This window comes from uncultured Flavonifractor sp., assembly GCF_944387675.1.
Lineage (GTDB): Bacteria > Bacillota > Clostridia > Oscillospirales > Oscillospiraceae > Flavonifractor.
On record NZ_CALXFV010000047.1, the window covers coordinates 1 to 16,165 of the forward strand.

Consider the following 16,165-nt stretch of genomic DNA (forward strand, 5'->3'; position numbering starts at 1 on the left):
CTCCGGCTGGAGGGGCGGCGGGTGGCCCTCACCGCCCTGGTGGATACGGGCAACACCCTCACCGATCCCGCCACCGGCCGGCCGGTGATGGTGGCGGAGGGGGAAAAGGTGGGCGCCCTCTTTCCCGCCGGCCGGGCGCCCACGGCGGAGGAGCTGCGGGACCCGGCGGCCCTGCTGGAGCGGCTGGACCGCCAGGGCTGGCGGGGCCGCTGCCGGCTGCTGCCCTACCAGGCGGTGGGGGTGGAGTGCGGAATGCTGCTGGCCCTCCGGCTGGACGGAGCCAGGGTGGGGGGAGAGGAGTGGAGCGGGCTGCTGCTGGCCCTGTCCCCCACCCGTCTCACCGACGGCGGGGGCTACTGCGCGCTGATTGGAACCTGACGGAGCTGAGAAGGGGGAACTGGAATGGGCTGGAAAACGCGCTGCTACGTGGGCCTGCAGCGGCTCCTGGCCCGGCTGGGCCTGCGCCTGCCGGGCAAAATTATGTACATCGGGGGCAGCGACACCCTGCCGCCCCCTCTCTCCCGGGAGGAGGAGGCGGAGCTGATCGCCTGCCTGGACCGGGGGGAGGAGGGGGTGCGGGCCAAACTCATCGAGCGCAACCTGCGCCTGGTGGTGTACATCGCCCGGCGGTTTGAGAACACCGGGGTGGGGATCGAGGATCTGATCTCCATCGGCACCATCGGCCTGATCAAGGCCATCAATACCTTCCAGCCGTCCAAAAACATCAAGCTGGCCACCTACGCCTCCCGGTGCATTGAAAATGAGATCCTCATGCACCTGCGCAAGACAGCCAACCTGAAAAGCGAGGTCTCCTTTGACGAGCCGTTGAACACCGACTGGGACGGCAACGAGCTGCTGCTCTCCGACATCCTGGGTACCGAGACCGACCTGGTGATGAAGCCCATCGAGGAGGATGTGGACCGGAAGCTGCTGCTGGACGCCCTGGAGAAGCTGGACGGCCGGGAGCGGCAGATCATCACCCTGCGCTTCGGCCTGGATGGCCGGCGCTCCCGCACCCAGAAGGAGGTGGCGGACAGCCTGGGCATCTCCCAGTCCTACATCTCCCGGCTGGAGAAGCGGATCATCGCCCGGCTGAAGCGGGAGATTCTCCGGCTGATGTAGCAAAAATGGCCGCCCTGGGGCGGCCATTTTTGAGGGACGGGGTCAGAAACCCAGGGTGTCCGCCAGATCGTCCTTCATGTGGTCCATCCGCCGGACCGCCTTCTTCGCCATGCGGCGCATGTCGGGGCTTTGCATCCCCCTGGCCGCCACCGCCATGCCGATGGCGGCGCCGGCCAGAACGCCCAGGCCCATGCCCTCCAGAAACGCGTGCTTGGTCATGCTGTGACCCTCCCTTCTTGTACAGGTGTCCGTCCCTATTATTGCCCGAAATACAGAAAAATCCGTTGCTAAAAAATGCGATACCAGTTATAATGAGACACAGGAATGGACGAACGCGTGCGGAGGGTCGGGGAAGGCGCCTGGACCCTTTTTTTGCGTGAGAAAGGAGCGATTGCGTGAAACTGCTGATACGCCAGGGCCGTCTGGTGGACCCGGTGGGGGGCATCGGCGGCGTCATGGATATTCTGCTGGAGGACGGCAAGGTGGCCGTCATCGGCAGCGACATCAGGGAGTCGGACGCGGAGGTGATCGACGCCGGGGGCCTGACGGTGTGCGCCGGCCTGGTGGACATGCATGTACATCTGCGGGAGCCGGGCTTTGAGTATAAGGAGACCATCGAGACCGGGGCGGCGGCGGCGGCCCGGGGCGGGTTTACCTCCATCGCCTGCATGCCCAACACCAAGCCGGCCACCGACACGCCGGAGGTCCTTGACTATGTCAGGCAGAAGGCGGCCGCGGCCTGCGGGGTCCACGTCTGGCCCATCGGGGCGGTGTCCCGGGGGCAGAAGGGGCAGGAGCTCACCGATTTTGAGGCCCTGAAGGCCGCGGGGGCGGTGGCCCTGTCCGACGACGGGGTGCCGGTGCAGAACGCCAACCTGATGCGGGACGGCCTGATCCTGGCCCACCGCCAGAACTTGACCATCCTCTCCCACTGCGAGGACGCGGACATGGTGAAAAACTACGCCGTGAACGAGGGGCGGATCTCCCGGCAGCTGCGCATCAGCGGCCGGCCCGCCATTGCGGAGGAGCTGATGGTGGCCCGGGACGCCATGCTGGCGGAGGAGACGGGGGCGGCGGTCCACATCTGCCACATCTCCACCGCCAAGTCGGTGGCCATTGTCCGGCGGTACAAGCGCAAGGGGGTGCAGATCACCTGCGAGACCTGTCCCCAGTACTTCTCCCTCACCGAGGATGAGATTCTCACCCAGGGGACCATGGCCCGGGTCAACCCGCCCCTGCGCACCCGCACGGATGTGGAGGCCATTATCGAGGGACTGAAGGACGGCACCATTGACGCCATCGCCACCGACCACGCGCCCCACTCCGCCCAGGAGAAGGACCGGCCCCTGACCGAGGCGCCCAGCGGCATGGTGGGTCTGGAGACCGCCCTGGGGGTGACCCTCACCTACCTGTACCACACCAAGGAGCTGCCCCTGTCCGACATCCTGCGGAAAATGACCATCAACCCCGCCTGCATCCTCCGCCTGCCCGCCAAGGGCCGGCTGTCCATCGGGGGGGACGGGGATATGGTCATCTTCGACCCCATGGAGGAGTGGACGGTGGACCCCGCCCGCTTTGCCTCCAAGGGCCGCAACACCCCCTATGCCGGCAGAAAGCTGAAGGGGAAGGTGAAATATACCATCGTGGGCGGCCGGGTTATCTATCAGGACAAGCCCTGACCGCGGGAAATACAGAAATAGAGGAGTTTGAGAAGTATGTCCTTTGATGCGCTGCAAGAGAAAATTATCGCCTGCCAGAACCCCACCGTGGTGGGTCTGGACCCCAAGCCGGAGTATGTCCCCCTGTCCATCCGCCGGGCCTGCTACGCCCAGTACGGTGAGACGCTGGAGGGGGCGGCGGAGGCCCTCTACCGCTTCAACTGCGGGCTGATGGACGCCCTGTGCGGCCTTGTCCCCGCCGTCAAGCCCCAGTCGGCCTACTATGAGCGGCTGGGCTGGCGGGGGATGGAGGTGCTGGAGCGCACCATCCGCTACGCCAAGGAGAAGGGCTTTTTCGTCATCGCCGACATCAAGCGGGGAGACATCGGCTCCACCGCCGAGGCCTATGCCGACGCCTGGCTGGGCGCCGTCAAGGTGGGGGAGCGGGAGCTGAAGGTGTTTGACGCCGACTGCGTCACCCTCAACGGCTACATGGGGGGGGACAGCGTCAACCCCTTCCTGAAGGTGTGCAGGCAGCTGGACAAGTGTACCTTCTCCCTGGTCAAGACCTCCAATCCCGGCTCCGGCGAGCTGCAAAACGTGACTGCCGGGGACGGGGACACCGTCTACGGCCTGATGGCCGACCTCATTGAGAAATGGGGGGCGGGTACCGAGGGGAAGTACGGCTACACCATGGCCGGCGCCGTGGCGGGGGCCACCCACCCCGACGAGCTCAGGCAGATCCGCGCCCGGATGCCCCACACCTTCCTGCTGGTGCCGGGCTACGGCGCCCAGGGCGGCACCGCCGAGGATGTGCAGTACGCCTTCCAGGCCCAGGGCCGGGGGGCCATTGTCAACTCCTCCCGGGGTATCATCTGCGCCTGGCAGAAGACCGGCCAGGACGGCCAGGACTACCAGCAGGCCGCCCGCAACGCCGCCCTCGCCATGCGGGACGACATCTGCCGGTTTATCACCATCGGGTAAGGAGGGACGAGCATGCCCATTGTACAGCGCTGTACCGTGGTGGAGATGACTCCCCTCAACGACAGCACCTGGTGGATGACCCTGGAAGTGGGGAAGCTGGTGGAGGAGCAGGGGCTCCGCGCTGGACAGTTTCTCCACGTGGCCTGCGGGGAGGGCAACCTCCTCCGCCGCCCCATCTCCGTGGCCTATGCTCTGGAGGACGAGCCGGAGAACACCGCCACCCTTATCTTCGAGGTGAAGGGGGCGGGGACCCGCTGGCTCTCCCGGCGGAGAGCGGGGGACGTTGTGGACGTGCTGGGCCCCCTGGGCAACGGCTTTGCCGTGGAGGAGGGGGGCCGTTACCTGCTGGTGGGGGGCGGCATCGGCGTCCCCCCTCTGCTGGGCTACGCCGAGGGCTTCCATAAAAATACCGTGGCCGTGCTGGGCTTCCGGTCGGCGGACCGGGTCATCCTGGCCGACCGCTTCCGGAACTGCTGTAAAGAGATATACCTTTGCACCGATGACGGGAGCATGGGCCGCCACGGCTTTGTGGACGCCCAGGTGCGGGACATTCTTGCAAAGGATAAAAACTTTACAGCTATTTTGGCCTGCGGCCCCAGGCCCATGCTGAAAAGCGTGGCACAGGCGGCGGCTGCGTACGGGGTACCCTGCCAGGTGTCCATGGAGGAGCGGATGGCCTGCGGGGTGGGGGCCTGCCTGGGCTGCGCCATTCAGATGGCCGACGGCACCATGAAGCACGTGTGCAAGGACGGGCCGGTATTTGACGCCGGGGAGGTGGACTGGAATGTGTAAGGTGGATCTGTCCGTCGATCTGGCGGGGGTGCGGCTGAAAAACCCCATTGTGACGGCCTCCGGCACCTTTGGCTTCGGCCGGGAGTACGGCCAGTTTTATGACCTGAGCCAGCTGGGCGGCATCTGTGCCAAGGGTCTGACCCTCCACCGGCGGGAGGGCAATCCGCCCCCCCGCATTGCCGAGACCCCCATGGGCATCCTCAACTCCGTGGGCCTTCAGAACCCGGGAGTGGACGCCTTTATCGCCCATGAGCTGCCCGAGCTGCGCCGCCACGATCTGGCGGTGATCGCCAACATCTCCGGCGACACCCCCGAGGAGTACGGCATCCTGTGCGAGAAGCTGTCGGCGGCGGGGGTGGACATGATTGAGGTGAACATCTCCTGTCCCAACGTGAAGGCCGGCGGCCTGGCCTACGGCACCAGGCGGTCGCTGGCCGCCGAGGTGACCCGGGTGGCCAAGGCCCACGCCGGCGTCCCCGTGATGGTGAAGCTCTCCCCCAACGTCACCGACATCACCGAGATCGCCAAGGCGGTGGCGGACGCCGGGGCGGACGCCCTCTCCCTCATCAACACCCTGCGGGGGATGCGCATCGACGTGAATACCCGCCGGCCCATTTTGAAAAGGAACACCGGCGGCCTGTCCGGCCCCGCTGTGCTGCCGGTGGCGGTGCGGATGGTGTGGGAGGTGGCCAATGCGGTGGACCTGCCCATCCTGGGCATGGGCGGCGTGGCCTGCGGGGAGGACGCGGCCCAGCTGATGCTGGCGGGGGCCAGTGCCGTGGCGGTGGGGACCGCCTGCTTCGCCGACCCCTACGCCCCCCTCAGGGTGCGGGACGAATTGGCCGAACTTGCTTGTAGCCAGGGGCTTGACAAGGTGTCGGACCTGACGGGCGGAGTGCGCCCCTGGTAGGAAGGAGTATCCATGGCGAATACCTATCATGTGTCCTGCTCCCTGGAGCAGTGCGGGGATCTGATCCACAGCGCCATTGTGGACGGCAGCATCACCGGGGAGCTGCTGGACCACTATGTTCTACAGGGTCCCAACGGCCTGAAGTGCGCGGTGATGGTGTATGAAAAGCACTACTGGCGGGCGGGTAACCGCCTGACCCTCACCGTCACCATCGACAATCTCAGCGGCCGCACCCGGGTACACACCATCGGCGGCGGGGGCGGCGAGGGGCTGTTCCGCTTCGACTGGGGGGCGGCGGAATCCTTTGAGGGCGTGGTGGAAGACGCCCTTTCCCCCTACATGCTCTGAGCATGGGGCATACGACTACTTAGCAGAGAGAGCAGGGAAAGACAGACATGACCAGAATCTATCTCATCCGCCACGCGGAGGCGGAGGGCAACCTGTACCGCCGGGTCCACGGCTGGTACGACAGCCTGGTGACCGACAACGGCTACCGGCAGATTTCCGCCCTGCGGGGGCGGTTTGACAACATCCCCATTGACGCGGTATACGCCAGCGACCTGTTCCGCACCAGGACCACCGCCAGGGCCATCTATGTCTCCCACGGGCTGGAGCTGCGCACCCGCCCTGATTTGCGGGAGATCGGTGTGGGGGTCTGGGAGGACACCCCCTGGGGGGAGCTGTCCCACCGGGAGGGGGAGATGCTGTACGAGTTCAACCACAGCTCCCCCAAGTTCCAGGTGGAGGGGGGCGAGAGCTTTGCCCAGGTGCAGAAGCGAATGCTGGAGGCGGTGCGGGACATTGCCCAGTGCCACCCGGACCAGACGGTGGCCGTCTTCTCCCACGGCACCGCCATCCGCTGCCTCCAGGCTGCCATCCGGGGCCTGGGTCCGGGGGAGATGGACGGGCTGGGCCACAGCGACAACACCGGGGTCACCTGCCTGACGGTGGACAAGTACGGCATCTGCCGGCTGGTGTTTGAAAACGACAATTCCCACCTGCCGGAGGAGATCTCCACCCTGGCCCGGCAGAAGTGGTGGAAGTCCCGGGAGAGCAGCCTGGCCGACGCCAACCTGTGGTTTTCTCCCCTGGATATGGAGGGGGAGGGCGGGGCGCGCTACCGGGCGGCCCGGGCCGACGCCTGGCGGGACATTCACGGCCCGGAGGCCCCCTGTGACAGCGAGGGCTTCCAGCAGGACGCCCTGCGCTGCTGGCGTCAGGATCCGCACAAGGCGGTGGTGGCCGCCATGATGGGGGATGCCTTCTGCGGCGTGCTCCAGCTGGATCTGGAGCGCTGGGCGTCGGAGGGGATCGGCTACATTCCCTTTGTGTACATGGCGCCGGAGTACCGGAAAAAGGGGCTGGGCGTCCAGCTCATCGGTCAGGCGGTCTCCGCCTACCGGCCCCTGGGGCGCACCCGGCTGCGGCTGCGCTGCGCCCCGGAGAACGGCGTGGCCCAGCGGTTTTATAAGAAGTACGGGTTTGTAAAGGTGGGGGAGACCCAGGGGGCCGGCGGCGTGCCGCTGGACCTGCTGGAGAAGGACATCGGCTTTGAAGAAACGGATGGGGCAAGATAAGATGAACGGATTTCTGCCCGTCTCCAGGGCGGACATGGAGGAGCGGGGCTGGTACTGGTACGACTTTCTCCTCCTCACCGGGGACGCCTATGTGGACCACCCCTCCTTCGGCCCGGCCATCATCTCCCGGGTGCTGGAGGCGGAGGGCTACCGGGTGGCCATCCTGGCCCAGCCGGACTGGCGCAAGGTGGAGAGCTTTACAGCCCTGGGCCGCCCCAGGCTGGGGGTCATGCTCTCCGCAGGCAACCTGGACTCCATGGTGGCCCACTACACCGCCGCCAGAAAGCGGCGGCATGACGACGCCTATTCCCCGGGAAACAGGGCCGGCCTGCGGCCCGACCGGGCGTCCATCGTCTACGCCAACAAGGTGCGGGAGGCCTTTGGGGACATCCCCCTGGTGATCGGCGGGCTGGAGGCCTCCCTGCGGCGGTTCGCCCACTACGACTACTGGGAGGACAAGGTGCGCCGCTCGGTGCTGCTGGACAGCCAGGCCGATCTGCTGGTCTACGGCATGGGGGAGACCGCCACCCGGGAGATTGCCGCCCGGCTGGCCGCCGGCACCCCCATCGGAGAGATCAGGGATGTAAGGGGGACCGCCTTTCTTGGCGCCGGTCCCGACCAGTGCGCCTATCCCATGGTGGAGTGTCCCTCCTTTGAGCAGGTGCGGGCCGACAAGCGGCAGTACGCCCTGGCCAACCGGATTCAGTATGAGGAGCACGACCCGGTGCGGGGGAGGGCCATTCTCCAGCGCCACGGGGCGCAGCTGCTCATCGTCAATCCCCCCGCCATGCCCCTGACCACGGCGGAGCTGGACTTTGTGGCGGAGCTGCCCTATGTCCGGGAGCCCCATCCCATGTACGACGGCATGGGGGGCGTGCCGGCCATTGAGGAGGTGCGCTTCTCAGTGGCCCACAACCGGGGCTGCTTCGGGGCGTGCAACTTCTGTTCCCTGGCCTTCCACCAGGGACGGATCATCTCCGCCCGCAGCCATGAGAGCGTGCTGCGGGAGGTGGAGGCGCTGACCCGTCACCCCGGGTTCAAGGGGTACATCCACGACGTGGGGGGACCCACCGCCAACTTCCGCCGCCCGGCCTGCGCCAAGCAGCGCAGGGCGGGCCTGTGCCGGGACCGGGCCTGCCTGGCCCCCCGGCCCTGTCCCAATCTGGACGCCGACCACACCGACTATCTGCTGCTGCTGCGGAAGATCCGGGCGGTGCCGGGGGTGAAGAAGGTGTTCATCCGCTCCGGCATCCGGTTTGACTATATGCTCCAGGACAAGAGCGGGGAGTTCTTTGCCGAGCTGGTGAAGCACCACGTCTCCGGCCAGCTGAAGGTGGCGCCGGAGCACTGTGTGGACAGCGTGCTGGACTGCATGGGCAAGCCCCACATCGCCGTGTACGAGCGGTTCCGGCAGAAGTATGAGCGCCTCAACCGGAAATACGGCAAGGAGCAGTATCTGGTTCCCTATCTCATGTCCTCCCACCCGGGCTGTACCCTGGCCGACGCGGTGCGTCTGGCGGAGTGGCTGAACAAGTCCGGCCGCCAGCCGGAGCAGGTGCAGGACTTCTATCCCACCCCCGGCACCCTGTCCACCTGCATGTACTATACCGGCATAGACCCCCGGACCATGGAGCCGGTGTATGTCCCCAGAGACCCCCATGAGAAGGCCATGCAGCGGGCGCTGATGCAGTGGAAGCGGCCGGAAAAGCGGGCTTTGGTGCGGGAGGCCCTCCAGGCGGCCCACCGGGAGGACCTGATCGGCTACGGCAAGGAGTGCCTGCTCCGGCCGGAGCACCGGAAGCCCCCCGCGGGCAAGCCGGGAACAAGCCGGCAGGCGGCGGAGCCGGCCCGCCCCCCCAAACCGGCCAAAAAGCCGGGCTGGGCGGCGGCCAAGCCCAAAAAGAATGCCCGGCCCAGGAAAAAACGAAGCTGAAACCTCCGCCTCCGCCTGGGGAAAGGATACAAAATTTTGCATATTTATCAAAATATGTTGACAGGGCTTTCCAGGTGGGCTATGATATGGAACAAATCGAATACCGCACAATAGAGGCGCGGACTGCAAGAGTACCGCCGGGTGAGGCCTGCCGGCCAGAAGACCCCGTCGGGAAAGGGTATTCCGCCGAAACAGGACCCGGCGCGGCGGCGCGGGCGCTGTTGGGGTGCAGGCAAATAGGCTGCACACTCTCACTTTTGATGGAAAAGTGATGGCGCTATTGGTTTTTGCGAGAGAGCTTCCAGGGGACAGCAATGCAAAGCCGGCGTTGCTGTCCCTTTTTGTGTGTGGAGGGGCGGCATTGTGCAGGTGTTCGGGAGAACAGGGAGGGTGTTTCACCATGAGTCAATTTCTGAACGCGCTGAACAACTTTATCTGGGGTCCGCCCCTCATTGTGCTGATGATTGCCACAGGGGCGTACTTTACCCTGCGCTCCGGGTTCTTCCAGGTGCGCCATCTGGGGTATATCTTCAGCCGCACGCTGGGCCGGCTGTTTCATCAGGACGCCGAGCCGGGGGAGGAGAAGGGCCTTCTGACGCCCTATGAAGCCATTGCCACTGCGGTAGGCGGCTCGGTGGGCTTCGGCAACATCGCCGGCGTGGCCACCGCCGTCACCGCCGGCGGTCCGGGCGCCGTGTTTTGGATGTGGCTGACCGCCTTTCTGGGGATGCTCATCAAGCAGGTGGAGGTGTCGCTGGCGGTCTACTACCGGCGCACCGACGAAAACGGCGTACCCTACGGCGGTCCCACCTACTACATGGAGCGGGGCCTGGGGGAAGAGCGCCACTGGGGCAAGCTGTGGATGCCGCTGGCCTTTGTGTTCGGCATCGGCATTTTCTCCACCTTCTTCATCAGCGCCTCCACCTTCACCACCTCCGAGGTGGTGGCCCAGTCCCTGGGGATTCCCCAGGCCATCGCGGCCCTGATTATTGTGGCCATTCTCTATCTGATGATCTGGGGCGGCGTGAAGAAGCTGGGTCAGATCCTCACCAAGCTGGTCCCTGTGATGAGCCTGTCCTATCTCATCCTGGGTCTGATTATCATCGCCATGCACTATGAGAACATCCTGCCCACTCTGGGCGCCATTTTCAGCCAGGCCTTCTCCGGCACCGCGGCGGTGGGCGGCTTTGCGGGGGCCACGGTTTCCCAGGTCATCTCCACGGGCATGGCCCGCAGTGTGTACTCCAATGAGGCCGGCTGGGGCTCCAGCCCCATGGTGCACGCCTCCAGCAAGACCCGCCACCCGGTTGAACAGGGACTCTGGGGCTCCTTTGAGGTCTTTGTGGACACCTTCATCGTGTGCTCCATCACGGCGCTGACCGTGCTGGTCTCCGGCGAGTGGACCAGCGGAGCCACAAACGCCACCCTGGCCCTCAACGTCTTCACAAACAGCTTCGGCCTTTTTGGAACGGTGGTGCTGACCCTCATCATGATCGTGTTCTCCGTCACCACCTCCGGCGGCTGGTATGTCTACTACGAGGCGGTGCTGCGCCATCTGGCCAAGAACCATCCCCAGATCAAAAAGTACCTGCTGATTCTGTTCAAGTACTTTTACGCCGTGCCGCCCTTCGTGCTCACGCTGTATCTCATCTACGTGGGCGATCTGAGCATCTGGACCCTTGTGGACATCACAAGCGGGATTCCCACCTTCATCAATGTGGCGGTGATTCTCATCCTGTCCGGCCAGTACTTCAAGCTGCTCAAGGACTACAAGGCCCGGTACATGCACATCGGCACGTTGGACCCCAACGCGGTAATCTTTTATGAGGACAAGCCCGAGGTGAAGGCCGCGCTGGCGGCGGAGCAGGGCAAAAGAACATAAGCGGCGGAGCGGTTCGGCCGGGGCAGCGATGTCCCGGCCGCCCTCTGTCCGGAAAGGAGCATGACCATGCGTACCATCTATTACGGCGGACAGGTCTATACAGGCAGCCTGCCTCTGGCGGAGGCGTTTGCCGTGGAGGACGGCCGCTTTGTCTTTGCCGGTACCAGCCGGGAGGCGCTGACCCTGGCGGAGGAGGGCGGAATGCTGGTGGATTTGCAGGGCCGCTTTGTCTGTGCGGGGTTCAACGACTCCCACATGCACCTGCTCAGCTACGGCTACGCCCTGCAGGTGGCCGACCTGTCGTCCAACACCGGCTCCCTGGCCCAGGTGCTGGAGACCATGCGGGCGTTTTTGAAGGAGAAGGGGTTTGCCCCCGGCCAGTGGGTGCGGGGCCGGGGCTGGAACCACGACTATTTTACCGACGAGTCCCGCTTCCCCAACCGGCACGACCTGGACCAGGTGAGCACCCGGCACCCGGTGTGCATCATCCGCACCTGCGGCCACACCTGCGTGGTGAACACCAAGGCGTTGGAGCTGATCGGCGTCACGGCCGATACCCCCCAGCCGGAGGGCGGCTGCTTTGAGCTGGGCGAGGACGGCAAGCCCAATGGCGTGTTCCGGGAGAACGGGATGGAGCTGGTCTACGCCAAGCTGCCCCGCCCCGGGGTGGAGGAGCTGAAGGCCATGCTGCTGGACGCCCAGGCTCACCTCAATTCCTATGGCGTCACCTCCTGCCAGACGGACGACTTTACGGTGTTTGCCAACGTGGACTGGCACGACATTATGGCGGCCTACCGCCAGCTGGAGGCGGAGGGCAGGATGACCGTGCGCATGGCCCAGCAGGCCCAGCTCACCACGGTGGAGGAGCTGGAAGCCTTTTTGGCCGAGGGCTACAACACCGGCTGGGGGGACGAGTGGGTGAAGGTGGGTCCGCTGAAGATCCTGGGGGACGGCTCCCTGGGCGCCCGCAGCGCCTACCTGAGCCGGGACTACGCCGACAAGCCCGGCGACCGGGGCATTCCCATCTACACCCAGCAGCAGTTTGACGCCCTCATCGGCTGCGCCAACCGCCATGGCATGCAGGTGGCGGTACACGCCATCGGCGACGGCATTCTGGATCGGGTGCTGCGCGCCTACAAGAAGGCCCTGGCGGAGAACCCCCGGGCGGACCACCGCCACGGCGTGGTCCACTGCCAGATCACCCGCCCCGACCAGCTGGCGGACTTTGCCGCCCTGGAGCTGCACGCGTATATCCAGCCCATTTTCCTGGACTATGATATCCATATGGTGGAGCAGCGGGTGGGACCCCAGCTGGCCTCCACCAGCTATGCCTTCCGCACCCTGATGGATTCCGGCGTCTGGACCTCCTCCGGCACGGACTGCCCGGTGGAGCTGCCCCGGGCGCTGGCCTGCATCCAGTGCGCGGTCACCCGCTGCACCCTGAAGGACCGGGCGGGACCCTATCTGCCGGAAGAGGCCCTGACCGTGCAGCAGGCGGTGGACAGCTACACCATCCACAGCGCCCACGCCACCTTTGAGGAGGGGTGCAAGGGGCGCATCGCGCCGGGCTGCCTGGCGGACTTTGTGGTGCTGGGGGACAATCCCTTTGATACGGACCCTTACGCCATCGGGGAGATTCCCGTCCTGGCCACCTACGTGGGGGGACGCTGCGTCTACCGGGCGGGGGAGTAGCGGGCCGCGCCCGCGGGGGCATCGGGTCCCCTCCGGAGGCGGCCGGCCCGGACAAGCGGTATGCCACGCATTTCACAGGCTCCGGGGGGCGCTGCGCGAGCGGCGCCCCCCGGTTTGCGCGCCGGGCTACGGGGCGGGCGGATGCCGCCCCGGGATTCCGCAGGTCCACAGTCCCTTGACCAGCACCAGAAAGAGGGGGGCCAGAAACATGCCGGCCACCCCCAGAAGCCGGAAGCCCACATACAGCCCCGCCAGGGCGGCCAGAGGGTGGAGTCCCACCTGGCCGCCCACCAGCCGGGGCTCCAGCAGGCCGCGGGTCAGGATGACCACCCCGCACAGCACCAGCAGCCCCGCCCCCAGAAGAGGGTAGCCCCCCAGCAGGGCGCCAGCGGCCCAGGGGACCAGAATCACCGCCGCGCCGAAGAGAGGCAGCGCGTCCAGCAGGGCGATCAGCCCCGCCAACAGCAGGGCCGGTTCCACCCGCAGCAGCAGCAGCCCGGCGGTGAGCACCCCGAAGGTGAGGAGCATGAGCAGCAGCTGGGCCTTGAGCCAGCCGCCCAGCGCCCCCTTCAGCTCCCGTCCCAGCCGCCCCAGGGTGTCCCGCCAGGGGGGCGGCAGCAGCCGCTCCGCCCAGCCGGCCAGCTCCGGCCGGCAGGCGCTCATCAGGTAGGTGGCCAGCAGCGCGGTGAAGAGGGAGAGCAGGAGGGAGGGCAGGGCGGAGGCCATCCGCCCGGCCAGGGCGGTCAGCTGCGCATACAGCCTGGCCGGCCAGCCCGCCCCCTGGGCCGCCAGGGCGTCCAGCGCGGCGCCCACCGGCTCCTGGAGGGGGAGGGGAAGGGCCACCAGAAACCGGTAGAGCCGCCCCTCCAGCTCCCCGGCCAGATCGGGCAGCCCGGCCATCAGCAGGGGCAGCCGGTTGAGCAGCACCGCAAGCTCGTACCCCACCCGCCAGGCCAGCGCCCCCATCCCGGCCAGCAGACCGCCCGCCAGTCCCGCCGTACACAGCCCCGCCGCCCAGCGGCGGCTCAGGCCCAACCGGCGGGTGAGCAGGCCCACCGCCGGCTCCAGCAGGGCCGACAGCCCCAGGGCCGCCAAAAAGGGCAGCAGCCAGGTCAGCGCCGCCCAGGCCGCCAGCCACACCCCGCCCGCCAGCAGCGCGGCGTATGCCAGCTGAAGCAGCAGGTGTACAGGTCTCCGCTCCGGCATACCGGTTCCTCCCTCGGCTGATATGTATAAAATGACGAAAAACGGGGAGCGGGGCCGGCGGGAAATCGGCAGGCTGCGGGTCCGCCTGCCCTTGCGGCCGGAGGCGGTGATGTGCTACAATAGACCACATGACACAGACAAATGGCTTTCTGATATGGACAGTGGCGGGGAGGTTGCCATGGGAAAGAGACCAAACTACTTTATTGTGGAGGCAAGCGCGCTGCCGGAGGTGTTTTTGAAGGTGGCGGAGGCCAAGCGCCTGCTGGAGACCGGCGAGGTGGACACGGTGAATCTGGCGGCCCGGCAGGTGGGCATCAGCCGCAGCGCCTTTTACAAGTACAAGGACGCGGTGCGCCCCTTCAACGACATGCTCCACGGCCGTATCGTCACCTTTCAGATTCTGCTGAAGGATGAGCCGGGGGGATTGTCCTCGGTCCTGCGTATTTTTGCCCAGACCGGCGGGAATATTCTCACCATCAACCAGGCCATACCGGTCAACGGCTGCGCGGCGGTGACCATTGGGGCGGAGACCTCCGGACTTCAGATTCCCCTGGAGGAGCTGCTGGAGCAGGTGCTGGGGCAGCAGGCGGTGCTGCGGTGCGAGATATTGGCGGGCTGAGGAGCCCGGTGAAGAGAAAGGAGAGCATAGCATGGTGAACGTGGCGATCCTGGGCTTCGGCGTGGTGGGTTCCGGCGTGGCGGAGGTACTGGCCACCAACGGCCCCCACATCGACCGGAAGGTGGACGATCTGATCCGCCTGAAATATATTCTGGATGTGCGGGACTTTCCCGACAGCCCTTTCGCGGACAAGGTGGTACACGATTTCAGCCTCATTGAAAACGACCCGGAGGTTAACATTGTGGTGGAGACCATCGGGGGGGCCAAGGTGGCCCTGGACTTTACCCGCCGGGCGCTGGCGGCGGGCAAGAGCGTGGTCACCTCCAACAAGGAGCTGGTGGCCGAGCACGGCTGCGAGCTGCTGCGGCTGGCCCAGGAGCACGGGGTCAGCTATCTGTTCGAGGCCAGCGTGGGGGGCGGCATCCCCATCATCCGGCCCCTGAACCAGTGCCTGGCGGCCAATGAGATTGAGGAGCTGTGCGGCATCCTCAACGGCACCACCAACTATATCCTCACCCGGATGATCCGCGCCGGGCTGAGCTTCGACGCGGCGCTGAAGGAGGCTCAGCAGAACGGCTATGCCGAGCAGGACCCCACCGCCGACATCGAGGGCCACGACGCCTGCCGGAAGATCTGCATCCTGGCCTCCCTGGCCTTCGGGCGCCACGTCTATCCCCGCCAGGTACCCACCCAGGGCATCACCGCCGTGACCCTGGCGGACGTGGCTTACGCCGAGTCCTGCGGGAAGAAGATCAAGCTGCTGGGCCGGGCCATCCACCGGGCGGACGGGAAGGTGTGCGCCTATGTGGCCCCCCATCTGGTGGATGGGGAGGACCCCCTGGCGGGGGTGGAGGACGTGTTCAACGCCATCACCGTGAAGGGCAACGCCATCGGAGACGTGATGTTCTACGGCCGGGGGGCCGGCAAGCTGCCCACCGCCTCAGCGGTGGTGGCCGACGTCATCGACGCGGCCAAGCACCGGGACGAGAAGAAGCGGATGTTCTGGAGCGAGGGCGGGGAGGATGTGACCGTCTCGCCCGACGGACTGGAGAGCGCCTGGTATGTCCGGGTGGAGGGGACGGCGGAGCAGGTCAAGTCCGCCTTCCCGGAGCGGACGCTGCTGGCCCGGGCCGGGGCGCCGGCGGGGGAGTTCGCCCTGGTGAGCGTGGCCATGACCCGCGCCCGCCTGGAGGAGCGTCTGGCCGGTCTGAAGACCTGCTCGGTCTTCCGGGTGCTGGATTGACCAGCCCCGCCGCCTCGGCATAGGATACCACAGCGGGCGGCAGCAATAGATTTTCCTTGATTTAGGGGGTACAAACACCAATGGGACTCATTGTACAAAAATTCGGCGGCAGCTCCGTTGCGGACGCGGACCGCATCCGCAACGTGGCCCGCATCATCACCGAGACCTATCGCCGGGGCCACAGCGTTGTGGCGGTGCTCTCCGCCCAGGGGGACACCACCGATGATCTGATCGCCAAGGCCGCGGAGATCAATCCAAACGGCTCCAAGCGGGAGATGGATATGCTCCTGTCCACCGGCGAGCAGATCTCCTGTTCCCTGTGCGCCATGGCCATCGAGGCCATGGGCTATCCCGTGATCTCCCTCACCGGCTGGCAGGCCGGCTTCCGCACCAACTCCTCCTACGGCGACGCCCGGATCAAGCGGGTGGACACCGAGCGGGTGCTGGCCGAGCTGGACAAGAAGGCCATCGTCATTGTCACCGGCTTCCAGGGCATCAACAAGTATGACGACATCACCACCCTGGGCCGGGGGGGTTCGGACACCTC

The 16,165-nt window shown here is 66.3% G+C and carries 15 protein-coding genes, 1 pseudogene and 1 riboswitch; of the genes and pseudogenes, 14 read left to right on the forward strand and 2 right to left on the reverse strand.

Going from position 1 to position 16,165, the window contains the following annotated elements:
- On the forward strand, positions 1-378 hold a 378-nt coding region (locus Q0J74_RS06095), incomplete at its 5' end, for a sigma-E processing peptidase SpoIIGA (protein WP_297212180.1).
- Positions 379-402: 24 nt separating this feature from the next.
- Entirely contained in the window at positions 403-1,122 is a 720-nt protein-coding gene (gene sigE / locus Q0J74_RS06100) for an RNA polymerase sporulation sigma factor SigE (RefSeq protein ID WP_297212183.1), read from the forward strand.
- A gap of 42 nt (positions 1,123-1,164) precedes the next feature.
- Here sigE and Q0J74_RS06105 read toward each other — a convergent pair whose 3' ends face one another.
- Positions 1,165-1,341, reverse strand: coding sequence for a hypothetical protein (locus tag Q0J74_RS06105; RefSeq protein ID WP_297212186.1), 177 nt, complete (start codon positions 1,339-1,341; stop codon positions 1,165-1,167).
- 176 nt (positions 1,342-1,517) lie between these two features.
- On the opposite strand from Q0J74_RS06105, the gene Q0J74_RS06110 reads away from it, so the two are divergent.
- From Q0J74_RS06110 to Q0J74_RS06150, 9 genes are all read left to right on the forward strand, one after another.
- Positions 1,518-2,801 carry a dihydroorotase gene (locus Q0J74_RS06110; RefSeq protein WP_297212190.1) on the forward strand — a complete coding sequence of 428 codons (1,284 nt, stop codon included), beginning with the start codon at positions 1,518-1,520 and terminating at the stop codon, positions 2,799-2,801.
- A gap of 36 nt (positions 2,802-2,837) precedes the next feature.
- On the forward strand, positions 2,838-3,764 hold the full coding sequence (pyrF, locus tag Q0J74_RS06115; RefSeq protein ID WP_297212193.1) for an orotidine-5'-phosphate decarboxylase: 927 nt from the start codon (positions 2,838-2,840) through the stop codon (positions 3,762-3,764).
- A gap of 12 nt (positions 3,765-3,776) precedes the next feature.
- The gene (locus Q0J74_RS06120) at positions 3,777-4,556 is read left to right on the forward strand and encodes a dihydroorotate dehydrogenase electron transfer subunit (protein WP_297212196.1); all 780 of its coding nucleotides are present in this window, start codon (positions 3,777-3,779) and stop codon (positions 4,554-4,556) included.
- On the forward strand, positions 4,549-5,466 hold the full coding sequence (locus Q0J74_RS06125) for a dihydroorotate dehydrogenase (RefSeq protein ID WP_297212199.1): 918 nt from the start codon (positions 4,549-4,551) through the stop codon (positions 5,464-5,466). Before Q0J74_RS06120 ends, Q0J74_RS06125 begins: the two co-directional genes overlap by 8 nt.
- A gap of 12 nt (positions 5,467-5,478) precedes the next feature.
- On the forward strand, positions 5,479-5,814 hold the full coding sequence (locus Q0J74_RS06130; RefSeq protein ID WP_297212202.1) for a DUF6054 family protein: 336 nt from the start codon (positions 5,479-5,481) through the stop codon (positions 5,812-5,814).
- A gap of 47 nt (positions 5,815-5,861) precedes the next feature.
- Positions 5,862-7,043 carry a bifunctional histidine phosphatase family protein/GNAT family N-acetyltransferase gene (locus Q0J74_RS06135; RefSeq protein ID WP_297212206.1) on the forward strand — a complete coding sequence of 394 codons (1,182 nt, stop codon included), beginning with the start codon at positions 5,862-5,864 and terminating at the stop codon, positions 7,041-7,043.
- Position 7,044: 1 nt separating this feature from the next.
- A complete protein-coding gene (locus tag Q0J74_RS06140; protein WP_297212209.1) occupies positions 7,045-8,976 on the forward strand; it encodes a YgiQ family radical SAM protein in 1,932 nt (643 codons plus the stop codon).
- A gap of 103 nt (positions 8,977-9,079) precedes the next feature.
- A riboswitch (Lysine riboswitch) is annotated at positions 9,080-9,264 on the forward strand.
- A 112-nt stretch (positions 9,265-9,376) separates the two neighbouring features.
- Positions 9,377-10,858, forward strand: coding sequence for an alanine/glycine:cation symporter family protein (locus Q0J74_RS06145; protein WP_297212212.1), 1,482 nt, complete (start codon positions 9,377-9,379; stop codon positions 10,856-10,858).
- 66 nt (positions 10,859-10,924) lie between these two features.
- Complete coding sequence (locus tag Q0J74_RS06150; protein WP_297212214.1) at positions 10,925-12,550, forward strand: amidohydrolase; 1,626 nt, start codon at positions 10,925-10,927, stop codon at positions 12,548-12,550.
- Positions 12,551-12,676: 126 nt separating this feature from the next.
- Here Q0J74_RS06150 and ytvI read toward each other — a convergent pair whose 3' ends face one another.
- Complete coding sequence (gene ytvI, locus Q0J74_RS06155) at positions 12,677-13,756, reverse strand: sporulation integral membrane protein YtvI (RefSeq protein WP_297212215.1); 1,080 nt, start codon at positions 13,754-13,756, stop codon at positions 12,677-12,679.
- Between the two features lie 178 nt (positions 13,757-13,934).
- Between ytvI and Q0J74_RS06160 the strand changes: the two genes are divergently transcribed.
- From Q0J74_RS06160 to Q0J74_RS06170, 3 genes and pseudogenes are all read left to right on the forward strand, one after another.
- On the forward strand, positions 13,935-14,375 hold the full coding sequence (locus tag Q0J74_RS06160) for an ACT domain-containing protein (protein WP_297212217.1): 441 nt from the start codon (positions 13,935-13,937) through the stop codon (positions 14,373-14,375).
- A gap of 31 nt (positions 14,376-14,406) precedes the next feature.
- Positions 14,407-15,618, forward strand: a complete 1,212-nt coding sequence (locus Q0J74_RS06165; protein ID WP_297212219.1) for a homoserine dehydrogenase — start codon at positions 14,407-14,409, stop codon at positions 15,616-15,618.
- Positions 15,619-15,698: 80 nt separating this feature from the next.
- Positions 15,699-16,165, forward strand: a pseudogene (locus Q0J74_RS06170) (aspartate kinase); the annotation flags it as partial.

Excerpts from the sequence above, each read along its gene's own strand:
- sigE (WP_297212183.1), top strand. The coding sequence starts at position 403 with ATGGGCTGGAAAACGCGCTGCTACGTGGGCCTGCAGCGGCTCCTGGCC.
- Q0J74_RS06105 (WP_297212186.1), bottom strand. The coding sequence starts at position 1,341 with ATGACCAAGCACGCGTTTCTGGAGGGCATGGGCCTGGGCGTTCTGGCC.
- pyrF (WP_297212193.1), top strand. The coding sequence starts at position 2,838 with ATGTCCTTTGATGCGCTGCAAGAGAAAATTATCGCCTGCCAGAACCCC.
- Q0J74_RS06120 (WP_297212196.1), top strand. The coding sequence starts at position 3,777 with ATGCCCATTGTACAGCGCTGTACCGTGGTGGAGATGACTCCCCTCAAC.
- Q0J74_RS06125 (WP_297212199.1), top strand. The coding sequence starts at position 4,549 with ATGTGTAAGGTGGATCTGTCCGTCGATCTGGCGGGGGTGCGGCTGAAA.
- Q0J74_RS06130 (WP_297212202.1), top strand. The coding sequence starts at position 5,479 with ATGGCGAATACCTATCATGTGTCCTGCTCCCTGGAGCAGTGCGGGGAT.
- Q0J74_RS06135 (WP_297212206.1), top strand. The coding sequence starts at position 5,862 with ATGACCAGAATCTATCTCATCCGCCACGCGGAGGCGGAGGGCAACCTG.
- Q0J74_RS06140 (WP_297212209.1), top strand. The coding sequence starts at position 7,045 with ATGAACGGATTTCTGCCCGTCTCCAGGGCGGACATGGAGGAGCGGGGC.
- Q0J74_RS06145 (WP_297212212.1), top strand. The coding sequence starts at position 9,377 with ATGAGTCAATTTCTGAACGCGCTGAACAACTTTATCTGGGGTCCGCCC.
- Q0J74_RS06150 (WP_297212214.1), top strand. The coding sequence starts at position 10,925 with ATGCGTACCATCTATTACGGCGGACAGGTCTATACAGGCAGCCTGCCT.
- ytvI (WP_297212215.1), bottom strand. The coding sequence starts at position 13,756 with ATGCCGGAGCGGAGACCTGTACACCTGCTGCTTCAGCTGGCATACGCC.
- Q0J74_RS06160 (WP_297212217.1), top strand. The coding sequence starts at position 13,935 with ATGGGAAAGAGACCAAACTACTTTATTGTGGAGGCAAGCGCGCTGCCG.
- Q0J74_RS06165 (WP_297212219.1), top strand. The coding sequence starts at position 14,407 with ATGGTGAACGTGGCGATCCTGGGCTTCGGCGTGGTGGGTTCCGGCGTG.